Source organism: Streptomyces sp. NPDC006552, from assembly GCF_040611655.1.
GTDB lineage: Bacteria > Actinomycetota > Actinomycetes > Streptomycetales > Streptomycetaceae > Streptomyces.
In genome coordinates this window covers 1-20,254 of record NZ_JBEXOS010000082.1, presented here as the reverse complement: position 1 = coordinate 20,254, position 20,254 = coordinate 1, and the positions used below count along the sequence as shown (strand labels likewise).

The 20,254-nt window shown below is 72.2% G+C and carries 20 protein-coding genes and 2 pseudogenes; 13 read left to right on the top strand and 9 right to left on the bottom strand.

Annotated elements, in window-relative coordinates:
* Positions 1-228: 228 nt before the first annotated feature.
* The gene (locus ABZY33_RS32090; protein ID WP_356495231.1) at positions 229-1,590 is read right to left on the bottom strand and encodes an NYN domain-containing protein; all 1,362 of its coding nucleotides are present in this window, start codon (positions 1,588-1,590) and stop codon (positions 229-231) included.
* 31 nt (positions 1,591-1,621) lie between these two features.
* Positions 1,622-1,861, bottom strand: a complete 240-nt coding sequence (locus tag ABZY33_RS32085; protein WP_356495230.1) for a hypothetical protein — start codon at positions 1,859-1,861, stop codon at positions 1,622-1,624.
* 136 nt (positions 1,862-1,997) lie between these two features.
* Here ABZY33_RS32085 and ABZY33_RS32080 point away from each other — a divergent pair, with 136 nt between their 5' ends.
* Both ABZY33_RS32080 and ABZY33_RS32075 read left to right on the top strand, forming a co-directional pair.
* Entirely contained in the window at positions 1,998-2,741 is a 744-nt protein-coding gene (locus ABZY33_RS32080) for a rhomboid family intramembrane serine protease (RefSeq protein ID WP_356495229.1), read from the top strand.
* Positions 2,738-3,019 (top strand): Lrp/AsnC ligand binding domain-containing protein, encoded by a 282-nt coding sequence (locus ABZY33_RS32075; protein WP_356495228.1) that lies wholly within the window; start codon positions 2,738-2,740, stop codon positions 3,017-3,019. The genes ABZY33_RS32080 and ABZY33_RS32075 overlap by 4 nt, the downstream gene beginning before the upstream one ends.
* 96 nt (positions 3,020-3,115) lie before the next feature.
* Here the strand turns inward: ABZY33_RS32075 and ABZY33_RS32070 are convergent, their stop codons facing one another.
* Complete coding sequence (locus tag ABZY33_RS32070) at positions 3,116-5,143, bottom strand: FAD-dependent oxidoreductase (RefSeq protein ID WP_356495227.1); 2,028 nt, start codon at positions 5,141-5,143, stop codon at positions 3,116-3,118.
* 232 nt (positions 5,144-5,375) lie between these two features.
* Between ABZY33_RS32070 and ABZY33_RS32065 the strand changes: the two genes are divergently transcribed.
* The gene (locus tag ABZY33_RS32065; RefSeq protein ID WP_356495226.1) at positions 5,376-7,310 is read left to right on the top strand and encodes an NAD-binding lipoprotein; all 1,935 of its coding nucleotides are present in this window, start codon (positions 5,376-5,378) and stop codon (positions 7,308-7,310) included.
* Here the strand turns inward: ABZY33_RS32065 and ABZY33_RS32060 are convergent.
* A pseudogene (locus ABZY33_RS32060) lies at positions 7,264-7,460 on the bottom strand (hypothetical protein). The gene ABZY33_RS32065 and the pseudogene ABZY33_RS32060 overlap by 47 nt on opposite strands.
* Before the next feature lie 203 nt (positions 7,461-7,663).
* Between ABZY33_RS32060 and ABZY33_RS32055 the strand changes: the two are divergent.
* A pseudogene (locus ABZY33_RS32055) lies at positions 7,664-8,173 on the top strand (transposase family protein); the annotation flags it as partial.
* A gap of 16 nt (positions 8,174-8,189) precedes the next feature.
* On the opposite strand, the gene ABZY33_RS32050 reads toward ABZY33_RS32055, so the two are convergent.
* A complete protein-coding gene (locus ABZY33_RS32050) occupies positions 8,190-8,552 on the bottom strand; it encodes a hypothetical protein (protein ID WP_356495225.1) in 363 nt (120 codons plus the stop codon).
* Here ABZY33_RS32050 and ABZY33_RS32045 point away from each other — a divergent pair.
* From ABZY33_RS32045 to soxR, 3 genes are read left to right on the top strand one after another with little or no spacing between them, the layout of a single operon-like run.
* Positions 8,449-8,952: a YcaO-like family protein gene (locus ABZY33_RS32045; protein WP_356495224.1), complete on the top strand. Its 504-nt coding sequence runs from the start codon at positions 8,449-8,451 to the stop codon at positions 8,950-8,952. The two genes, ABZY33_RS32050 and ABZY33_RS32045, sit on opposite strands and share 104 nt — an antisense overlap.
* Positions 8,952-10,523 (top strand): MFS transporter, encoded by a 1,572-nt coding sequence (locus tag ABZY33_RS32040; protein ID WP_356495223.1) that lies wholly within the window; start codon positions 8,952-8,954, stop codon positions 10,521-10,523. The genes ABZY33_RS32045 and ABZY33_RS32040 overlap by 1 nt, the downstream gene beginning before the upstream one ends.
* A gap of 9 nt (positions 10,524-10,532) precedes the next feature.
* Positions 10,533-10,997, top strand: coding sequence for a redox-sensitive transcriptional activator SoxR (soxR, locus tag ABZY33_RS32035; RefSeq protein WP_356495222.1), 465 nt, complete (start codon positions 10,533-10,535; stop codon positions 10,995-10,997).
* Positions 10,998-11,400: 403 nt separating this feature from the next.
* Here the strand turns inward: soxR and ABZY33_RS32030 are convergent, their stop codons facing one another.
* Positions 11,401-11,739 (bottom strand): hypothetical protein, encoded by a 339-nt coding sequence (locus tag ABZY33_RS32030; RefSeq protein WP_356495221.1) that lies wholly within the window; start codon positions 11,737-11,739, stop codon positions 11,401-11,403.
* Positions 11,740-11,764: 25 nt separating this feature from the next.
* On the opposite strand from ABZY33_RS32030, the gene ABZY33_RS32025 reads away from it, so the two are divergent.
* On the top strand, positions 11,765-11,938 hold the full coding sequence (locus ABZY33_RS32025) for a hypothetical protein (protein WP_356495220.1): 174 nt from the start codon (positions 11,765-11,767) through the stop codon (positions 11,936-11,938).
* 214 nt (positions 11,939-12,152) lie between these two features.
* On the opposite strand, the gene ABZY33_RS32020 is transcribed toward ABZY33_RS32025, so the two are convergent.
* The 3 genes from ABZY33_RS32020 to ABZY33_RS32010 are packed head-to-tail and all read right to left on the bottom strand — an operon-like array spanning position 12,153 to position 14,095.
* Positions 12,153-12,956 carry a 4-phosphopantetheinyl transferase gene (locus ABZY33_RS32020; protein ID WP_356495219.1) on the bottom strand — a complete coding sequence of 268 codons (804 nt, stop codon included), beginning with the start codon at positions 12,954-12,956 and terminating at the stop codon, positions 12,153-12,155.
* Positions 12,953-13,195: an acyl carrier protein gene (locus ABZY33_RS32015; protein WP_356495218.1), complete on the bottom strand. Its 243-nt coding sequence runs from the start codon at positions 13,193-13,195 to the stop codon at positions 12,953-12,955. The genes ABZY33_RS32020 and ABZY33_RS32015 overlap by 4 nt, the downstream gene beginning before the upstream one ends.
* A 15-nt stretch (positions 13,196-13,210) precedes the next feature.
* Positions 13,211-14,095 (bottom strand): hypothetical protein, encoded by an 885-nt coding sequence (locus ABZY33_RS32010; protein ID WP_356495217.1) that lies wholly within the window; start codon positions 14,093-14,095, stop codon positions 13,211-13,213.
* 359 nt (positions 14,096-14,454) lie between these two features.
* On the opposite strand from ABZY33_RS32010, the gene ABZY33_RS32005 reads away from it, so the two are divergent.
* The 5 genes from ABZY33_RS32005 to ABZY33_RS31985 all read left to right on the top strand — a co-directional run.
* Positions 14,455-15,537 (top strand): phytanoyl-CoA dioxygenase family protein, encoded by a 1,083-nt coding sequence (locus ABZY33_RS32005; RefSeq protein WP_356495216.1) that lies wholly within the window; start codon positions 14,455-14,457, stop codon positions 15,535-15,537.
* On the top strand, positions 15,519-16,829 hold the full coding sequence (locus ABZY33_RS32000; RefSeq protein ID WP_356495215.1) for a DUF6271 family protein: 1,311 nt from the start codon (positions 15,519-15,521) through the stop codon (positions 16,827-16,829). The genes ABZY33_RS32005 and ABZY33_RS32000 overlap by 19 nt, the downstream gene beginning before the upstream one ends.
* Positions 16,826-18,691, top strand: coding sequence for a condensation domain-containing protein (locus ABZY33_RS31995; RefSeq protein WP_356495214.1), 1,866 nt, complete (start codon positions 16,826-16,828; stop codon positions 18,689-18,691). The genes ABZY33_RS32000 and ABZY33_RS31995 overlap by 4 nt, the downstream gene beginning before the upstream one ends.
* A gap of 1 nt (position 18,692) precedes the next feature.
* The gene (locus tag ABZY33_RS31990) at positions 18,693-19,958 is read left to right on the top strand and encodes an MFS transporter (RefSeq protein WP_356495213.1); all 1,266 of its coding nucleotides are present in this window, start codon (positions 18,693-18,695) and stop codon (positions 19,956-19,958) included.
* 40 nt (positions 19,959-19,998) lie between these two features.
* A partial coding sequence (locus tag ABZY33_RS31985; protein WP_356495239.1) for a transposase family protein occupies positions 19,999-20,254 on the top strand: 256 nt, incomplete at its 3' end.

Sequence of the window (20,254 nt, the reverse complement as noted above, 5' to 3'; positions counted from 1 at the left end):
CACTCACCTCATGTGAGTGATCACCCGAGCGGAGGTTCGAGGCCTGACCCTAGTGATGTTCTTGTGATCAGTTCAAATCCTGACGAGAAAAATCTCGGTCGACAACAGGTTTCTTTACGCACAACACACGGGCAGTGATGGTCGTTTGACCCTACGTCGCGTAAACGTTCCGCCAATTCGGGCATACGGAACGGACTTTGCAGATGTGGCGTAAGCGACGGGTGGGGCTCAACCGTGCGAGAGCCGCTTCAGCAGCATGACGGACGCGACCGGACGCGCCCCCGCCTTCGCGATGCCGTCGGCGACCTCGCGGTCCGTCGACACGACGATCACCGGACGGCCCGGCGGCTCGGCGCGCACCAGCTGGCGAATCAATTCATCAGCGGTGACACCGGCCTTGGAGAACAGCACCCGCACCCCGCGCGGCGGCGCGAGCAGCACCGGCGCGGCCAGCTCGGCGCCGTCGAAGACACAGGTCACCTCGGCGCCGGTCTGGGCGGCGAGTTGCGAGAGCGAGCCGAGCAGCCGCAGCCGCTGCTTCTCCAGCGGCATCGTCGGATAGCCGGTCTTCGTCACGTTGTAGCCGTCGACCACGAGGTGGGCCTGCGGCAGCGCGAGCAACTGGTCGAGGATCGCGGGATCGTGTTCGTGCAGGGCGCGCGCCGCGATGTCCTTGGGCGTCATCCGGCCCGGCTCCACGGCGTCCACGGAGTCGGCGGGGCGGGTGGAGACCGGCGGCAGCGCCAGCTCCCTGCGCAGCCCCTGGGCGGCGTCCAGCACGGTGTCGAGCAGCAGCCGTACCCGCATGTCCTCGACGCTGCGCCCCTCGCGGGCCGCCCGGCGCGACGCCTCCAGGGTCGCCTCCGCCTCGCCGAGCCGCGCCTTGAGCCGGCGGGTCTCGCTCTCCGCGGCCGACACCTGGGCCTGCCCCTCGGCCCGGGCCGCGTCGGCCTCGGCCCGCGCCTTGCGCACGGCGGCCTCGCCGCGCTTGACGTCGCTGAGGGCGGCCCGCAGCTTGCGGTGCACGGCGTCGGTCTCGCGCCGGGCGGCGTCCAGCTCGGCGCGCAGCCGTTCCGTCTCGCTCTTGGTGTGGGCCTGGGCCTCGGCGAGCCGGTCGCGCAGGGACTGCAGTTCGGCCCGGGTCTCCTCGTCGGCCCGCTCGGCGTCGGCCCGCTGGGCCTCCTCGCCCGCGGCGGAGACCAGCTCGACCCAGCCCGCGGGCCGCAGCACGTACGCGGCCGCGGCCACGTCCAGCGGGTCGGCGGCGGGCGGCGGCGCGGCGGCGTCGAGCGCCGCGGCCAGCTCGGGCTGGCCCTCGCGGAACCGCTCCGCGATCCGCTGGCGGAACAGCGGCTCGCTCTCGACGGCCGCGGCCATCGCGTTCCCGGCGAACTTCACCCGGCGGGTCGGGGTGAACCGCGCGTACTGTCGCAGCTGAGCGGGGAGTTCACCGACGGTCAGACCGCCGAAGCCGTCCGAGACGATCTGTACGACCCGCCGCCGTACGCCTTCGGGCAACGGCCGGTCGAGCACCTCGGCGGCGGCGGCCTCTTCGGCGTTCCCGGCCTCACCGCCCGCGCTCTCCACCATCCGTCACCCCAAAGTCCTGAGGGGCCGCTCCTCAGGAGTCGGCGCCCGGCCTGTCGACGAGTTCCACCTGGTCCACCGCGTTGCACCAGCGGCAGCGCACCGACTCGATGGTCTCACTGACCACGGTCCGCTCCTCGACCTGCGGCTCACCGGCCAGGTCGAGGTGGACGTACTCGACGACCTTCGACGAACGGGTCACGTCGAACCGCGTGAGGTTGCCGCAGAGCGTGCAGCGCCAGCGGGTGGTGGCGGTCGGCAGGGGAACCGTCATCGGACTGTCGCCTCTTCCTTCGCGCACGGCCGTCGGCGCGTGCGCTCTCCGTGGTGCGTGGTGCGTGCTGTATTGCCTGTAACCCTACGGCCTGCCGTACGCCGCCCGCTCCCCGCCTTGCGTCATGCTCTTTCCCATGATCGGCAACGGACGCCACGCGATCGGCAGAGTCACCGCATTCCTCCGAGGACATCCGGCCCCGGTCACGTACGCGATCATCGCCCTCTGCTGCGTGGCCTTCGTCCTCTCCCCCTCCTCGGGCCTCAATCCGTCGTACGGCACCGGCGACCGCCTCCTCACCGCGCAGAGCACCTACTTCGAGCGCTGGGGCGTCCTGCCCGCCGAACTCTTCACCGGATCCCCCCGCGCCGCCCTCACGCCGGCCACGGCCCTGTTCGTGCACGGCAGCTGGATCCACCTGCTCGGCAACATGCTCTTCCTGTACGTCTTCGGGGCGATGGTCGAAGAACGGATGGGACACCTGGCCTACGCGCTCTTCTACCTCATCAGCGGCTACCTGGCGCTCCTCGGCTACGCGATCGCCCACGCCGGCTCGGAACAGACCCTGGTCGGCGCCTCGGGGGCGATCTCGGCGGTACTCGGGGCGTTCCTCTATCTGTTCCCCGACGCCCGGGTGACGAGCGTCTTCCCCTTCCTGCTCTTCCTGCCGCTGCGGTTCCCGGCCTGGGTGGTGCTGCCCTTCTGGGTGGCGTTGCAGTGGGCGGCGGCGGGCCAGGACAGCCAGGGGCCCGGGGTCGCCTACCTCGCCCACCTGGTCGGCTTCTCGGTCGGCTTCCTGTGGGCGTGGGTGCGGTACAGGTCCCGGGCTAAGGTGAGGGCAGCCCCAGCCACGGCCACCGAGGGAGACAGCCAGCCGTGATCACCGCGATCGTGCTCATCAAGACCAGCGTGGACCGGATCCCCGAGATCGCGGAGTCGATCGCGGCGCTCGACAGCGTCAGCGAGGTCTTCTCCGTCACCGGTACGTATGACTTGATCGCCATGGTCCGGGTGGCCCGGCATGACGATCTGGCGGATGTCATTCCCGGCCGGATCAGCAAGATCCAGGGGGTCGAGGGGACCGACACGCATGTTGCTTTCCGCACGTACTCCCAGCACGACCTGGAGGCCGCTTTTTCGATCGGCCTCGACGGCTAGCCCCGGCTCGGGCGACTACGAAAGCCGCGGTGGGGGGGGGGGCCGCTACGCGCCGAGGCGGCCCCCGGCGGGGGGGGGGCGGCCCCCCGGCGCGGTTCACGCCGAGTGGACCTCCAGGGCGGCGCGCACGGCGGACTCCAGCGCTCCCTCGATCCACGCCGGTTTCACGGAGGTGTGGTCGCCCGCGAAGTGCAGCGGCCCCTCGGCGGCGGGGATGGAGGCGAGCAACTCCGTGTGCTGGCCGGGCAGCAGCACGGACGCCTCGCCGTAGGCGTACGGGTCGCGCATCCAGCTCTGGGTGCGGCCGGCGCCGGTGTAGAAGACCTCGATCCGCTGGCCGTAGACCTCCTGCAGCCCGCACAGGGCGTGCGGGTAGCGGGCCTCGTCGTCGAGGGAGTCCCAGCGAAGGGCGTCGTCCGCCCAGCTGTAGGAGGCCAGGACCACCCCGCCGGCGCTGCCCGGAACCGGGTGGGACGGCTGGTACATGAACCGGTTGGCGTTGTCCGACACCGAGCCGCCGCCGATGACGTCGGCCGCGGCGGGCTGGTCCCGGGTGACGGCGCGGTGGGCGGCGTAGTGAGTGCGCTGTCCGGGGGTGATGTGGCCGGGCGGGACGGACGGGTGGGCGCCGAGCAGTTTGCCGTCGTCCGGGGTCCGTCCGGCGCGGTAGGCGTCGTACAGCCCGGGGTCGATGCGGTGCAGCTCCCGCTTCCAGTCGGCTTCGTCGAACTCCCACCAGCGGCGGCTGAACTCCAGCAGTACCTTGGTCGCGCTGTCGTAGTGCAGTTCGGTGACCGCCCGGCGCTTGGTGTACGACATCGGCGGGCTGACCCGCACGTGCCGCAGGCCGGAGAAGGGTACGGTCACCACGGCCGCGTCCGCCGTGAACTGCTCACGCACGACCGGGCTGCCCCGCCCCTCGGAGACGGTGTCCACCCGCACGTGGGGGCCCGGGGCGCGCACCTGCCGGGTGTCGCTGCCGGCCCGGTCGGGGTCGTAGTACTCGATCCGGGTCACCCGCCGGTCGAACCGCACGGTGTCACGGACCTTGGCCAGCAGGGCGTCCGGCAGGACGGCGGTGCCGCCCTCGAGCTCCCAGAAGGCAGTGTCGGGGCTGATCAGGGAGGACCCGATGAAGCTGTGCACGAAGGACAGGGGCAGCCGTGAGGTGAGGTTCTCCACCGTGCCGATCAGGTCGACCGTCCGCTCGTCCAGGCCGGCGTGCTCGGTCAGGAAGCGGAACATCGACCAGTCGCCGAAGCGCTGGATCACCCTGGCCCAGCCCTGGATGCGTTCGGGCAGCGGTTTGTCGGTGCGCTTGCCGTCAGGTCCCAGCGTGCTGAACTCGTCGCGCACCGGGTCGAGGACCGAGCGCAGGATGGCCGCGGCCGGGGTGTCCCAGCGGGCGCGCGGGACGCCGAAGGAGCGGTTGATGCGCCGGGGGGCGCGAGCGTAGTCGGCGCGGCGCATGCGGACGCCGTTGACGTGGATCCAGGTGTGCGCGGCCGGCCGTCCCTGGCCGTCGACATCGACGTAGTAGAACGGGCGCTTCTTCAGCGCCAGTTGTCCGATCAGATCCATCACCAGCGGGTGGCTGTCGGGCAGCCGCATCGCGCCGGCCTCGGCGTACTGGCGGGGGTCGGCGAAGGGCTGCGCCGCCTTCTCGTGGCCTCCGCGGCGGAACGTCTTGATGCGCCCGCCCGCCCGGTTGCCGTTGGCCTCCAGGACGGTCACGTGGTGCCCGGCGCGCCGCAGCAGCCACGCCGTGACGAGGCCGGCGGGGCCCGCCCCGATGACGAGGACCTTTTTGGCCCCGGCCCGGGTGCGGGGCAGGCCGTCCTTCAGCACGCGCCGATAGCCGGGGACGAGGGGCCTGCCGTCGGCGTCGACGACGAGCAGGGCCCGGGCGACGGCGAGGCAGCGGTCGAAGTCCGCGCCGCGCGCCGCGGACGGTGCCGCCGCCGGGGCGGGGTTGCGCGGGGGCGACTGCGCGGGCAGGGCTGCCGCCCTGCCCGTGCTGCCCGCGCCGAGGAGGCCGGCCACGGCGGTGGTGCCCGCGGCTGTCGTGAGCGTACGTCTGGTCAGGCCGCCGTGATCGGCGTCAGCCTGGTGATGCTCGGTCATGCCGCAACTTCTACGGGCCCGGTGGTCCGGTTCGCTCGGCATTGCGCCGAATTGCCACGGACGAGGGGAAGACCCCGTTCAAACCGGTGCGGACCGGGTGCGCGGAGGCACGCGGGGGCGGGCGTCTGCCCCCGGTTACGGCGAAGGGGTGAATCGCGCCCCGTGCCGCCCGGCGCACAAGGGTGGGTCAGGACACTGCCCCCTACAGGCCTGCGCGCGGAGGGGGAACACAGTGGAACAGCGGACCGAGGCGGGTGCCCGAGCGCGGTACTGGTTCGACACGACCCTGGCGCGCGGCACCTCGGCCCTGGTGGGCTGGCTGGTGCTGGTCTGCCTGGCCGTCGTCGTCCCCGCGAGCGCGGCGCTGGTGTGGACGAGCGGGCACGCCCCCGCCACCCTCTCCGGGAAGGTGGCGGCCATCTGGCGCCTGACCGGGGAGACGATGCGGCTGGGCGGCACCACCGGCAGTCCGGCCCGGGTGGCCCTCTCGGTGCTGCTGGCCCTGGTCGCCCTGGTCTACGTCTCGACCCTCGTCGGTCTCATCACGACCGGGCTCACTGAGCGGCTCATCGCCCTGCGACGCGGCCGCTCCAAGTTACTGGAGCGCGGCCACGTGGTGGTGCTGGGCTGGTCGGAGCAGGTCTTCACGGTGGTGGGCGAACTGGTCGCGGCGGGCGCCAACCAGCGGCGGTCGGCCGTGGCGATCCTGGCCGACCGGGACAAGACGGCCATGGAGGAGTCCCTGCAGAGCAAGGTCGGCCCGACCGGCCGGACCCGGCTGATCTGCCGCAGCGGTCCGTCGGCCGACCCGGCCGTACTGGCGCTGACCAGTCCGGCCACCGCCGACTCGGTGATCGTGCTACCGCCCGACGCGTCCCGCAGCGACGCGGACGTCGTGAAGGCACTGCTGGCCCTGCGGGCGACAGGGCGCGGGGACGACGTCGCCGTCCCCGTCGTGGCGGCGGTCCGCGACAGCGGCTACCTGCTCGCGGCCCGCCTGGCCGCCGGGTCGCGGGGCGTCGTCCTGGAGAGCGACACCGTCACCGCCCGGCTCATCGCGCAGGCGGCGCGCCGCCCGGGACTGTCCCTGGTCCACCGCGACCTGCTCGACTTCGCCGGGGACGAGTTCTACCCGGCAGCCCACCCCTCCCTGGCCGGCCGGGAGTTCGGCGAGGCGCTGCTCTCCTACGGCAACGCCAGCGCGGTCGGGCTGATCCGCGGCGGGGTGCCCTGGCTGAACCCGCCCGCGCGGACGGTGCTCGAACCCGATGACCATCTCCTCGTCATCGCCGCCGATGACGACACCGCCGAGCTCGCCCACTGCGCGCCGCTGGTCGACGAGCGGTCCATGGCGGGCCCCCGGCCGCCGGACACCCGGCCGGAGCGGCTACTGGTGCTGGGCTGGAACCGCCGCGCGCCCCTCGTGCTGCGGGAGTGGGGCCGCAACGCACCCGCGGGTTCAGTGGCCGACGTGGTGGCGGACGAGGACGAGGCCACAGTGCGAGCCGCCTGCGACGGCGGCGACTGGACCTGTGTGGCCCTCAGGGGCGACACCACCCGCCCGGAGACCCTGGCCGGCCTGGACCTCGGCTCCTACGACAGCGTCATCGTGCTCGGCCAGGAGCCGCGGGCCGGCGAGCCCCCCGAGGAGCCGGACACCCGCACGCTCGTGACCCTGCTCGTCCTGCGCCACCTCGAACACGGCCGGGAACTGCCGGTGGTCACCGAGCTCACCGACGACGGCAACCGGCCACTCGCCCCGCTCGGCCCCGGAGCCGACGTGATCATCAGCGGCAAGCTGATCGGGCTGCTCATGGCACAGATTTCCCAGAACCACCACCTGGCGGCCGTCTTCGACGAACTGTTCTCGGCCGGCGGCACACAGCTCCACCTGCGGTCGGCCGCCGACTACGTCGTGACCGGCCACGAGACATCCTTCGCCACGGTCGTGGTGGCGGCACGCGACCGGGGCGAGTGCGCCATCGGCTACCGCAGCCGCGCCGAGGCCCACCAGGCCCCCGGCTACGGACTGCGCCTCAATCCGCCCAAGGCGTACCGCCGGCGCTGGTCCGAGGGCGACGAGGTGGTCGTGGTGGCCGGCGAGGGCCGCCGAGGCGCCCTCAGGAGCGGCGGACTCCCGCTTCCACGCCGTACTCCCCGAGGATGATCACGTCGAAGCGGCACCCGCGAAGACGCGTATCGCGCGCAGGGTGTCACCGGGGCGGTGGTGGCTGCCAGACGCGGACAGGGACGTGGCGCCGGGCGGACGGCCCGGGACGTGGTGCTGGTCGCTGCGCTCCTGTCTCCATCGTTTGATCGGGGACACAAGGGTGGCATCGGTCTGGAGGCCAATCTCACAGGCGGCCGCCCCGGCACGGCGCCCGGTCCGGCAGCAACCCCTTGATGAGCTTCTTCGAGTTGGCCACCGATCGGGTGATGGGCCGTGAAGCGCAACGAGCGAGGCCCCCGGGCTGTTGATCGAGATGTCTGACGTCTCAATCTCGTTGCTCGGGGGCCTCGTTGGTCATCCATCCCGCCGCACTCGACCTGCCGCACACACCCGTGGAGTGGGGCACGATGCTGATCGTCACCCGTGAGGGCGACCGACGCTGTAAGCTCCGGCCGTCCCAGCGCGCGATGGTGGCACTGGTGTACCTGCGTGAACACATCACTCTGGCGAAGATCGCCACCGGCTCCGGGATCAGCGAGTCCACCGCCCACGCCTGCACCAGCGCGGTTGTCGACCTGCTCGCCGCACGTGCACCGGGCCCGCTGAAGACACTGCGCGAGAACGAGCCCGACTTCGTCCTGCTCGACGCCACCCTCGCCGAGTGCGACCGGGTCGGCGACGACCGGGCCGATTACTCCCACAAACACCGGCGCCACGGCGTGAACGAGCAGGTCGTCACCGATCCCGGTGGCCGGCTGCTGTGGCTCTCACCCGCCCTGCCGGGGCGCACTCACGACCTGCCCGCCGCACGCACCCACCGGATCATCCGCATCTGCGGGCGCCAGGGCGTTCCGATCGTGGCTGCTGATCCGGCGGTCAGCAGTTGCGGACCGGGTTGGTCTCGCTGTAGATGGCGGTGTCCTTCATGAAGCCCAGCTGGCCGTTGTCCGCGACGGTCATCAGCCAGCGCGTGGGGTGCGGGCCACCGACCCAGGCCTGGCCGTCGAGCTTGCAGTAGAACCAACTCGGGTTGGAGTACATCCGGCCCACGATCGTGTTCGGGTCCGGGTAGGCGTGGTTGTTGCCGATGATGCCGTACACCGCCGCGCCCGACACGTTGTTGCAGTACCACCTGATGCCGTCACTGTCCGGTGAGCAGTTGGTCGCCGCCTGGGCGGACGGCGCCGTCGCGGCACCGATACCCAGGCTCAGCGCCGCAGCCGCCAGAATCGCTCCCACTGTCTTGCGTATACGCATGCGTCTCCCCCGCACTCGCTCAGGAGACGGCACACCGTTCATGGTGTGCCGTCAGGTCGCCAGGAAAGACGCCGCGGCCGCGCGGAAGGTTCCGCCCCCGCTCCCGAGCCCGGCCGCTCCAGCGGGTGCCGACCCGCTGCAGCCCGTCCCGCTGCCGCTGGACGCCGTACGCCTCACCCTGGAAGCGGATCGGCCCTGGCAGCCGCCGAGCCTTCAGGCGTCGAGCAACGGTCTGGGTTCCGGCAACACGCAGGCTGAGGCACTGCTGCGTGCCCTGTACGAGGTTGTCGAGCGCTCAGCACTGCTCCATCGCGTTGGGGGCTTGACCGATTTCGCTCATTTCTCTCCTCCGACCTGCGGGGTTGACCTCAACCTCAGTTGATGCGGTGGGCTGTTCGTCGTCCCCGTCGTGATCACGGAAGGCGAACACCCATGGCGAGCAGCATCGAACGAGAGGCCGCGCAGGCCCGACCGCGATCGGGCCCGGTCGTTCGATCGGCCCGGTGGACGCTTCCGGTCGTGCTGGTCGGTGTCGTTCTCGTGGCAATGTCGATCTCGGGTACCGCGGTGTCGCTGCCGAGCATAGGACGTGAGCTCGATGCCTCGGGGTCACTGCTCAACTGGGTCGTCGCCGGTTACAACCTGGCCTTCGCAGCCATGACTCTCATCGCCGGTTCGACCGCCGACCGGATCGGGCGGCGCCGGGTCTTTCTGGTGTCGGCGCTCGTCTTCGCGGTGGGCTTCCTCGCCTGCGCGGTGAGCCCTACGATCCTCGTCACCGATGTTGCCCGCATCGTCTCCGGCATCGGCGGCGCCGGGATCATGGCGGCCGGCGGCGCCATCCTGGCCGCGACCTATGACGGTGCGGCCCGCAATCGCGCCTTCGCGCTGATGGGGACCATGGCCGGAGTCGGCATCGCCGTGGGGCCGACCCTGTCGGGGCTCCTCGTCAGCGCGACCGGATGGCGGGGAGGCTTCGCCGTCTTCACCGGCCTCGCCCTGCTGGTAGCCGCGGGCGCAACCAGGACACAGGAATCGCGGTCGATCACCACGGCACGAACCGACCGGGCCGGCAGCGTCCTGTTCGTCGCCGCGCTGACCTTGCTGATGTTCGCGCTCCTGGAGGCGCCCGCGCTCGGCTGGACGCATCCGGTCAGCCTGTCGACAGGTGGGGCGGGCCTGGTCCTCCTGACCGTGTTCGGCTTCTCCCAGCGGCGCAGCGCCGCTCCGGTGCTGGCGCCCGCTCTGGTCGCCGACCGCCGCTTCCTCGGCTGGGCTCTGGCGTCCCTGACCACGTCCATCGGCTTCCTGGGTGTCCTGGTCTTCCTGCCCACCTATTTGCAGGCGGCCGCGGATCTCTCACCCGCGGCCGCCGGAGTGACGATGCTGCTGCTGACCGGTCCCGTCCTGGTGATGCCCATGGCCGCCGTGGCCCTGGTCGACAAGGGCGCCCCGGCCCGCCTGCTGATCGTCGTCGCCCTGCTGCTGGTGGTCGCCGGGAACCTGTGGCTGGTCACGCTCGGCGCGCGGGACGCGGTCGTGACCGTCGCGGCGCCGCTGGTGCTGATCGGTGCCGGTATGGGGGTCTCCTTCGGTCTCACCGACGGTCAGGCCATGGCGCTGGTCGACGCGGACGACGTCGGGATGGCGGCGGGTTTCCTCAACACCCTGAGGGGAGCGGCCGAAGCCTTGGTCATCGCCGCCTACAGCGCCTCGCTCACCGGCCTGCTGTCGGCCAGGCTCGATGACGCGGCCCGCGCCGCCGAGGTCGGAGCCGGACGCATCAGCGACACAGCGCCCGCCGTCGAGCTCGATGCGTTCACCTGGTCCTGGCGGCTTACCCAGCTCGGCGTGGGCCTGGTCTGCCTCATCCTGTCAGCGGCCACGGTCGTCCTGATCCACGGCCGTGGGCCCCTCCCCCGCCGCGCCCCGGGTCCAACACAGGGCGGGTGAGATGACGTCATGCGTACAAGTCCGGAGGACCCGCTGACGATCGGCGAGGTGATCCGCCGGACCGGCGTATCCGCCTCCGCCCTGCACTTCTACGAACGCAAGGGCCTGATCCTCAGCGATCGCGACGGCCGCAACCAACGCGTCTTCCCACGCCACATGCTCCGCAGGATCTCACTGATCATCGTGGCCAAGCGCCTCAACATCCCCCTGGCGGACGTGGCCGAAGTCTTCGCCGACCTGCCCACCGATCACGCGCCCACCCACCGGGACTGGCAGCGTGTCTCCCGGGGCTGGAAGAAGCAACTGCAGGAACGCCGACGTGTCATCGAGGCCCTTGAGCACGAGCTCACCGGCTGCATCGGCTGCGGCTGCCTGTCCATGAAGGCCTGCCTGCTCCTCAACCCCGACGACACCCTGCACGAACGCGGCCCCGGCCCCGTCCGCCTCACATCACCCGGATCCCGCCGCCCGTAACCCCGACCACCATCAGCACCACCGACGATGCCGCCGAGTGCGACCGCCCCCGGCACGCGTTGCGGGCAGGGGGCCGGGCTGGGGTCCACCGAGCGCAGGGCCGGCCATGACCTCCGGGAGGCGTCCGCCGCCGCTGTGATCTCGGCGTCGGCTTCGTCGCCTACTCCCCCGCTCGCCCGCGGCTTCCTCGGCGGCGTGGCGAACACGGCCGGCACCGCGGTCGAAACGGTGTGTGTCCGGTCGAGAGCCGCCCTGGGCGCGGTCCGCAAGTCCCCTGCGAGGTGCCGGAAACGCTCGGCCTCATCCTTGAGAGCGCTGTTCGGGCCCCCGCAGGTTGCGGGCAATGCCCGACACGACCTGGACCAGCAGGAGACCGGATCCGAATACGCCGTATCGGGTCCGCTCAATAGCCGGCCTCCCGGTCGCGATGCGGTGCGGCATCCTGCGGTCGGCGTAACCGCTGGTCGTCCTCACGCACCGGGTGTGATGCTTCGGCATCGTTGCGGTTCCTGGAGCGGTCCAGCGTGGTACGGGCGCGGTCGGCTGCTGCGGTGAACGTGCCTTCGAGGCAGCGCAGTCGCATGTCGATCGCGTGTCTGGGCGCGGCTGCCGGCTCGTGGTCGTCGTGCTCGATTTCGGCGGCGGGGTGCGCGAGTAGCTGCTCGGGCATCGCCGCCTGTTGGTGGGCGAGGACGGCGCGCTTGTACTGGAGCGGGATACGGGGGATCTCCCACTCCCCCATGCCCTGGCCTTGGGCAGGTGCGCGGGTGGCTCGCCGCGGCTCCGGCTCCACGGCCGCCGCCCACCCCGGCCTGGACAGCCAGGGCGACCTCACCGGCGACAACCACCCGGGCCTGTGGGCCCCGTCGGGCTCGGCGAGCCTCGTGGTGATCACCGGCAGGGCCGACGACGGCATGGGGACGGTCTTCGCTGCGGGCTGACGGCAGCCTTCCGAGGCTGCTGTGTCGCCTCGCCCCTACGGCCTCCGGCGGAACTGCCCCGTACACCTTCACCGTCGCCGGGCTGCCCGCGGGTCTCGCCCTCAACGCACCATCGGCGCCTTCGGAAAGAACCCCACCACGTGGGGCGTTCGCAACACGACGCCGACCGTCACGGACACCGCCGGAAGAAAGAAGGCCTCGGTCACGGTGGCCTTCACCGTGTGGTCCTGACCCCGGGGGCCGCACGGGCCCGACCACCACGACCGGCCGGGCCCGGCCGTCCATCCGCACCCGAAAGCCCGGCGGACCGGTTCCGGACGCGGTCCAGATCGGTGAGGTCGGCCCGCCACCACGTCCCGGCACAGGCCACAGCGGCGCGCGCCCCGCGCGGGGCGTCGTTCCAGGAGTGCACGGGCAGTGCCGCGTCGCCCGCCTTGAACCGCGCCTCCTCCTCGACCCAGCGGGTCAGCCCGTCGACGAAGCGGGCCTCGGCCTCCACCGGGCCGGTCAGCCCGTCGACGGCCGGTGACCGGCGGTTGGGGGGCGTCGCGTCGCCCGGTGGGCGGCCGGCTGCGGGGAAGCGACGGCGCAGCAGTTCGAAGCGGGGCGGGACACGATCTTCTGGCTCTACGTCGACGCCGACCGGGCCGCTCCCCACGGCGGCCGCCACCAGCCCGTCCGCGTGGCTCATGCTGACCCCCAGTCCGGGGTGCGCGGGCAGGAAGGGGCGGCCGTGACCGTCGCGGTCGCAGTCGGGGCAGTGCTGGCGCAGGGCGGACCGGTGCGGCGGTCCGCCGGTGAGCCGGGTGACGCACCACCGCAGCAGCAGGCGCGCCGCCAGGACGTCGTCGCGCCTCGCCGGCACCCGCACCAGATCCAGCCTGCGCCGCTCCCAGCCGGCGAGCGTGCGCTCGTCCGCGCCCGGGCCGGCCAGGACCTCGGCGGTGCGGGCGACGACGACGAGTGCGGGGCCCCCGGCCTGTTCCGCCGTGGGTCCGGCCGCTGCCCCCGTGCTCACGCCCGGTGGGTTCCGGAGGCGCTCAGGAACCGTTCCTGGATGCGGTCGAGCGTGCGGAAGTCGTCGATGGTCGACGTCTGCAGGTCGATGGTCTCGCCGCTGATGGATTCGAGCAGGTCGATGAAGTCCAGGAAGTCCATGGAGTCGATCAACCTCGCCTCGATCAGGTCCTCGTCGGGGGCGAGTACCCCGTCGAGTCCGGGGTTCTTCTCGTGGATCCACTCGATGACGGATTCCATGGCTCTGGGCGGTCCTTACTCTGCGGTACGGGTGGTCGGGTACTGCGGGGCGCCGGGCGGGACGTCACGGAGCGCGGCGAGCGCGGCCTCGGCGGAGCCGTGCGCGAGGATCATGGCGTGGGCCCAGCGCTCGACGCCGAAGGCGACGCACGCGCTGTAGGCACTGCCGTGCTGGCCGGCGCTGATGCGCAGCCGTTCGCCGAAGAAGTTCCGGTGCCGGTTCACGGAGGCGATGGCGGTGCCGTCGCAGATGCTGTACTCGTGCTTGACCGGGTCCAGCGCCATGAGCCGGGCCCGTGAACCCTGCCGGTCGTAGAACGGGTCGTCGGCCGCCGCCCGGGTGAGTTCGAGACCGAGGCGCCGAGCCAGCGCCGTGATGAACTGCGCACCCCGGTCGAGGTGTTCGACGCAGCCGTCCTTCGTACCGAGGTACACCACCTCCCGCATGTGGAAGCCGTGCAGCCGGCGCAGTCCGTCGTAGTGGGACTCGTTACGAAAGCAGCGCCCGGTGGCGGACAACAGCATCCCGCTGTCACCGATGTCCTGCCCCTCCAGGGACAGCAACAGGCCGTAGCAGGTGGCCGAGGGCAGCACATGCCCGGTCGTCCGTAGCGGGGCGTCCGTCGGCGGCTCCCCGCCGGCCAGTGCGTCCAGAGCCTCCGGGGCGAACCGCCCGGCGGGAACGCCCAGGTGCGGGAAGTTGCGGAAGTAGTCCAGGCGGGCGAGTCCCTCGGCGGGCAGCAGGGGCGGGCCGAGGCACTCGGGGGCCGCCAACTGCTCGGCCAGGCCGCGCAGCAGCGTGTCCAGACCGTGCAGGAGAGCCGTGTGCACGGGGTCGAAGGCGAGCAATCCGGCGCCGGGGCCGCGCAGTTGCGGCAGCGGCCGGGTGGTGGTGTTCATGCAAACCGCTTCCTGGGGATCGGGCGGGCGCGGAGAAGCCGGGGGTGTGCGGGGACGGCCCGACGGTGAGGTGCCGCCAAGCACGGTGCGCGGGCGTCGAGTTGTGGACAATAAGCCGTCGTGACGGGAGTTGTCTAGACCAAAGGAACGACGGTCGGCCGCGGGTCCGACGGGGTCGACCACAGGCTCAACGGTTCACGGAAGCAGGGTACTTGACAGCCACCTGCGGTCTAGACCAGTGTTCGAGCGCTCCCTGTGTCCCGCCGCGATCCCGGCCGACGAAGGGGAACGGCGCAGCCATGACCGCGCCGTACGCGTGCCCAGCCGATCCGCCTTCCGGATGTCGCCGAAGGACTCGCATGACCACCACCGCGCCCACCCGCACCCGTCGGCCCCGTCTGCACAGGGCCGCCACCGACCGGCCCTACTTCAGTGCCGACGGCGAGTCCTACCTCGCCCAGACCACCCTGCGGGAACTGGAGAAGACCCGTCCGCTGCGAGTGCTCTCCGCCGAGCAGTTCGCCCACTGGCAGACCTACGGCTACGTCATCGTCCGCGAAGCGATCCCGGCCGCCTCCGCACGCCGACTGCTCGATTTCACCTGGGAGTTCCAGGGCCTCGACCCCGACCGCCCGCAGACCTGGTTCGAGGACCGCCCCTGGCGATCCCAGCTCGACCGGCAACTGCACATCTACGGCTTCGTCGAGGCGTACCACCACCAGCTCCTCTGGGACAGCCGCCAGAGCAGCCGGGTCTACGACGCCTTCGTCGACGTGTGGGACAGCGAGGAACTCTGGGTCACCCTGGACCGGCTGAACCTCAACCCGCCCAACCGCGGCAACCGCGACCGCGCCCTGATCGACCCCACCGACCGCGGCTTCGACATCGAGTTGCACTGGGACATCGACACCACCCTCGGCGTCCCGCCCCAGCGGGTCCAGGGCATCATCGCCCTCAACGACACGAGCCCCGAGACCGGCGGCTTCCAGTGCTGCCCCGAACTCTTCCGCCGGTTCGACCGGTGGGCCCCGCTCCGGCCCGCCGGCCGCGACCCGCTGCGCCCGGACGTGGACCATGACGAGTTCCCCGTCGTCCGGCCCGACCTGCACCCCGGCGACCTGCTCATCTGGAACGGCCTGCTCGCCCACGGCGTGGCCCGCAACACCTCCGACAACGGCGTGCGGGCGGTGCAGTACCTCTCGATGATGCCCGCACTGGAGGAACACGACCGGCTGCGCACCTCACGGGTCGAGTCCTGGCGTCGCCTGCGCACCCCGCGCTGGAACCGCACCCTCGTCGGCGACCCCGTTCTGCACGAGTCCAAGCGCTACCCCACGGCCCGGCTCGACGCCCTCGGCAGCCGTCTGCTCGGGCTCGCCTCCTGGCACGAACCAGAGGCACCCGCGAACGCCGAGGAGCGCGCGTGCGCCGCATCTGCCTGACCCTGCCCACCAACCGGCCCTGCGCATCCGGCATCGCCGACCTGGCCCGGGAAGCGGCCTACGGCGCCCGCACCTTCGGCGTCGAAGCCCACGTCCTCGTGCTGGACTCGGCCGACGAGGCCGCACGCGCCGAGCACCGTGCGGTGATCGCACACCTGCCACCCGTAGCCGGCGTGATCGTGCACCACCTCGACGAGGAGGCCCAGCGGGCCCTGCTGCGGGACCTCACCGCCACCGCCTCGCCCACCGACGCCGAGCGTCTGCTGAAGCTGCTGCTGCCCGACGGCGTCTCCTACGGCGCCTGCACCGACCGTGCCTTCCTCCTCGCGGAGGTCCTCGGCTGCGCCTCGGTGCACCGAAGGGACTCCGACAGCCGATACCAGCGGCACAACGGCGAGACCGTCTTCCCGATCCGGCACGAACTGGCCTTCCTCGACACCACGGCGTCCGAAGCCGCGGAGCGGGTGTCCCTGCGCCGGTTCGACCCCGGCGCCGGCGGCCGCCGAGTGGCCCTGGTCGGCGGCTCGTTCATCGGTGACATGTCCGTCGACCTCGACGCGGTGCGCCGGCGCGACCCGGCGGCGTACGAGCGGCTCATCGCTCTCACCGTGCCCGACGACCACCCGGCGATGTGGCGCGCCACCCTCGTCGCCGAGGCCTTCCGCGGCGGGGGAACGGCACCCTTCGCGCAGGACCGCACCACGCTCACCCGGGTCCCGGCCACCCGCGTCGACATGTGCAACGTCGCCCTGTCCCGCGCGGTGTACAGCAGGGTCCCCCTGCCTCCGGCCACCGAGACCGTCGGCAGCGACTACTTCCTGCTGAACCTGGTCCACGCGGCGGCGCTGCCCGGCGTGCTGCACAACCGGCACATCGTCAACCACCACACCCCGGACCGGCGCACCGACAGCGGGTTCCTCGCCTACCAGATCAGGCTCGCCAAGTACTTCCTGGCCGTCCCCCGGCTCCACGAGATCCACACCGCGCTGCGCGATCCCGGGACGCGCCTGCTCGACGAGGACGGCCGGTTGCGGACCGGCGCCGTCGCCGCCGCGGTACGTCGCAACACCGCCGACACCCGCCCGGGCGACATCCACCGGCTGGACACCCTCGACGCCGTCCACCGGAGCCTCGGCGGACGCTGGACCGAGGCCGCCGACCTGCTGGCGGCGCACCGCGACCGGCTCCGGGCCGAGGCCCGCACCGACATGGCGGACTTCGCCCTCCTGCTCGACGCGTGGCCCGCGCTGATCCGCGCCGCGCGCACCAGGGAGCCGGTGAGCGGACGATGACGACCGACGCGCCCGACACGCCGCCCGAAGCGGATCGGAACTCCTGGACCGAGCACACGCACCGCGTGGCCTACCGCGGCGGGACCGCCCGGCGCGGCCCGCTCGCGGTCGGGCAGACGAACATGATCCGCTGCATCCTGCGCGACGACCCCGTGCAGATCAACATCCACGACGTGTGGCCGGCACCCGACGCCACCAGCGTCGAGCGCGCTCTCGACGCACTGCGCGTCCTCGTCGAACGCCACGAGGCCCTGCGCACGACGTTCCCGCACCACGGCGGCGACCTGCCCGACGAGCAACAGGTCGCGGCCGCCGGCACGTTCGACGTCGTCGAGCGCGCCCACCACGCCTGGCCCGACGCACCGGCCCGCTACGCCGAGTCCGTCGCCCGCCGGTCGCGCCACGGCCGCTTCCGCCTCGACCGCGACTTCCCCCTGCGACCGACCCTCCTCACCCGCGACGGATCCGTCACCCACGTGGCGCTCGCGGCCAGCCACGCGGCCACCGACGGCACCGCGCTCGCGATCTTGCACGACGAATGGCGCGCCCTGGTCACAGGCGCCACGCTCCCCGCCCCGGCCGCCCTCACCACCCCGCTCGACCTCGCCGCCGAGGAGACCTCGCCCGCCGGCCGCCGCAAGACCGAAGCCTCCCTGCGGTACTGGGAACGCGTGCTGCGCACCGCGCCGCAGGCAATGTTCGCCGAACCACGGCTGCGCGCCGGGGAACACGCCACCGCGCAACTGTCCCTGCGGTCCCTGCGGGCCGGACGCGCCCTGCGCGCCGTCACCGCCCGTACCGGCAGCCCCGCCGCGACCGTCCTGCTCGCCGCATGGAGCACCCTGGCGGCGCACCGGGCGGGACAGAGCACGTGTGTGGCCGCCGCACCGACCTCGAACCGCGGCCGCTCCGGCCTCGCCCGCAGCGTCAACACCCTCTCCCAGGACGCGTTGCTCAGCCTCGACGTCAGCGGCCCGACCTTCGACACGGTGCTGCGCAAGGCGTGGGGCGCGGCACTGGACGCCTACCGGCACAGCAGATTCGACTCCGTACAGCTCTGGAACATGATCGACTCGGTGACGCGCGAACGCGGCAGCCGCTTCGCCCGCGACGTCGTGTTCAACGACGTGAGCAGCGTGCCGGCCACCTCCGTCGGCACGGCGGCTTCTCCCGAGGCCGTGAGCCCCGAACTGTCCCTGACCTGGGGCCCGGAGCAGGAACTGCCCACCAGACTGCTCACCTTCGTGTACGCGCTCGAGCCGGAGCTGCGCCTGTCCCTGTGGGCCGACCCCGCGCTCTTCACCCGCGAGGAGGCCGAGCGCTATCTCATGGGACTCGTCCGCCTGCTGGAGGCCGCCGCATCCGCGGACGTGACGCTCGCTGAGCTCACCGCCGTCACCGGGGTGCGCCCGGCGACGCGCGACGCCGACTGGATCCAGATCGACGGCTGCTGGATCTCGCGCACGGCTGTCGAACAGGCCGTCAGCGAGGCGGCGGGCCATCTCCCTGCTCATGTCGCGGTCACGGACACCCTGTCCGGCGCCGCACCGGGCACCCCGCGCGACCCGGGCATAGCCGACCAGGGCGGCACCGGACCGGCCGAGCCGGACAACCCGGCCGGCACCCGACCGGACGGGCGGAACCGGCGTCTGACGGTCTTCGTCGCCGCGCCCGACGCCTCCGCCGTGACCCCGCGCACTCTGCACACCGCCGTCATGGCCCAGGTCGCCACCCGGTCCGAACTGCTCGCGCCGCACCACTACATCCTCGTGGCGGACACCCCGCGCGACGCCGCCGACACCGCGGCCTGGCACCGCCTGCCCGTCCTCGTCGAAGGGAACGGCCGCGAACGGCCGATGTGACATGACCACCGACCACGCCCCCGACACCGTGCCGAGCCCATGGCGCTCGGCCCCCTTCCGGCTGTTCTTCACCGCTCGCAGCGCCTCCCTGCTGGCCGACGGCATGCTGATGGTCTCGCTGACCACCGCCGTCCTCGCCACCGGATTCGGCCCCTCGGGCGTCGGTTACGCGCTGGCGGCGTGGATGGCACCAGTCGTGCTGCTCGTCCTCATCGGCGGAGTGCTGGCCGACCGGTTCTCCCCACAGGTCACCATGGTCGCCGCCGACGTACTGCGAATGTTCGCCATGCTGATCATGGCGACACTCCTGGCCCTGGGAGACCCTGAGCTGTGGCAGATCATGGCGCTCATGGCGCTCAGCGGAGCCGCGACCGCCCTCTTCCAGCCGGGTCTCGCCGCGCTCGTGCCGCAGGTCGCCGAGGACATCCAACGGGCCAACGCCCTGCTGCGCGTCTCGGAGGCGATGAGCGCGCTGCTCGGCCCGGGCCTGGCCGGCCTGCTCGTCGCCTACTGGGACGTCGCGGGCTCCTACACGGTGATCGCCGGCGCCTACGCGCTCAGCGCCATCGGCCTGCTTCCCCTGCGCCGCCTCGCCACCGCCCGTGACGAGGAGACCGCACCCATCTGGCACCGGCTGGCGGTCGGCTGGCGCGAGTTCCGCTCCCGTGACTGGCTGTGGTCCGTCATCCTCATCTGGTCGGTGTTCGGGCTGTTCGTCTTCGGTCCCGCGCTGCCCCTGGGCGCCGCGCTCATCACCGAGCAGCACGGGGCCAACGGATACGGATGGATCGCCTCCGCGGACGGCGCGGGCACGATCGTCGGTGGTCTGCTCGGTCTGCGCGCCCGGCCGCGCAGACCGGTCGTCGCCGGAGCGCTCGCCATGCTGATGTTCGCCCTCAACCCGCTGGCCCCCGCGCTCGGCTGGTCCTTCGCCGCCACCGCGGCGGCTCACGTCCTGGGGGGCTGCGGGTTCGCGTTCTGGGGCGTGATGTGGGCTACGAGCATCCAGACGCACATCCCGCTCACGGTCCTCAGCCGCGTCTCCGCCTACGACGTGGCGGGCTCCATCATGGTCATCCCGCTGGGCCGAGCCCTGTCGGGTCCGGCCGCGGAGGCGTTCGGCGCGGCCCACGTGCTGGAGTTCTCCGCGGTGGCCGCCGTCGTGCTCCTCACGACGATGGTGGCCGTCCCGGCGATCCGCCGCCTCGGACGCGAGCCGTCGAAAGCGGCCCCCGCACCCCTGGCGCCGCTGGCACCGGCCGACTAAAGGGTGTTGCAGAAGGCACAGTTCTGGGCATTTTGCCTGTATAGGTGGGGTGTTGAGGGCTGAGCCGTTGTGGGCGGAGATGTTCACCGGCTTGCGGATGGACCGGTTCGCGAAGCTGGTGAAGGCGGTACGTGAACGGGGCGGGAACGGGCCCGGCGGCGGCCGGCCGTGGTGTCTGCCGCTGCCGGACCGGGTGCTGCCGGTGGCCGTGTACTACCGCACGAACCTCACGATGCGGCAGCTCGCGCCGCTGTTCGGCATCTCGCCGGCGACGGTGTGCCGGGTCATCCAGCGGC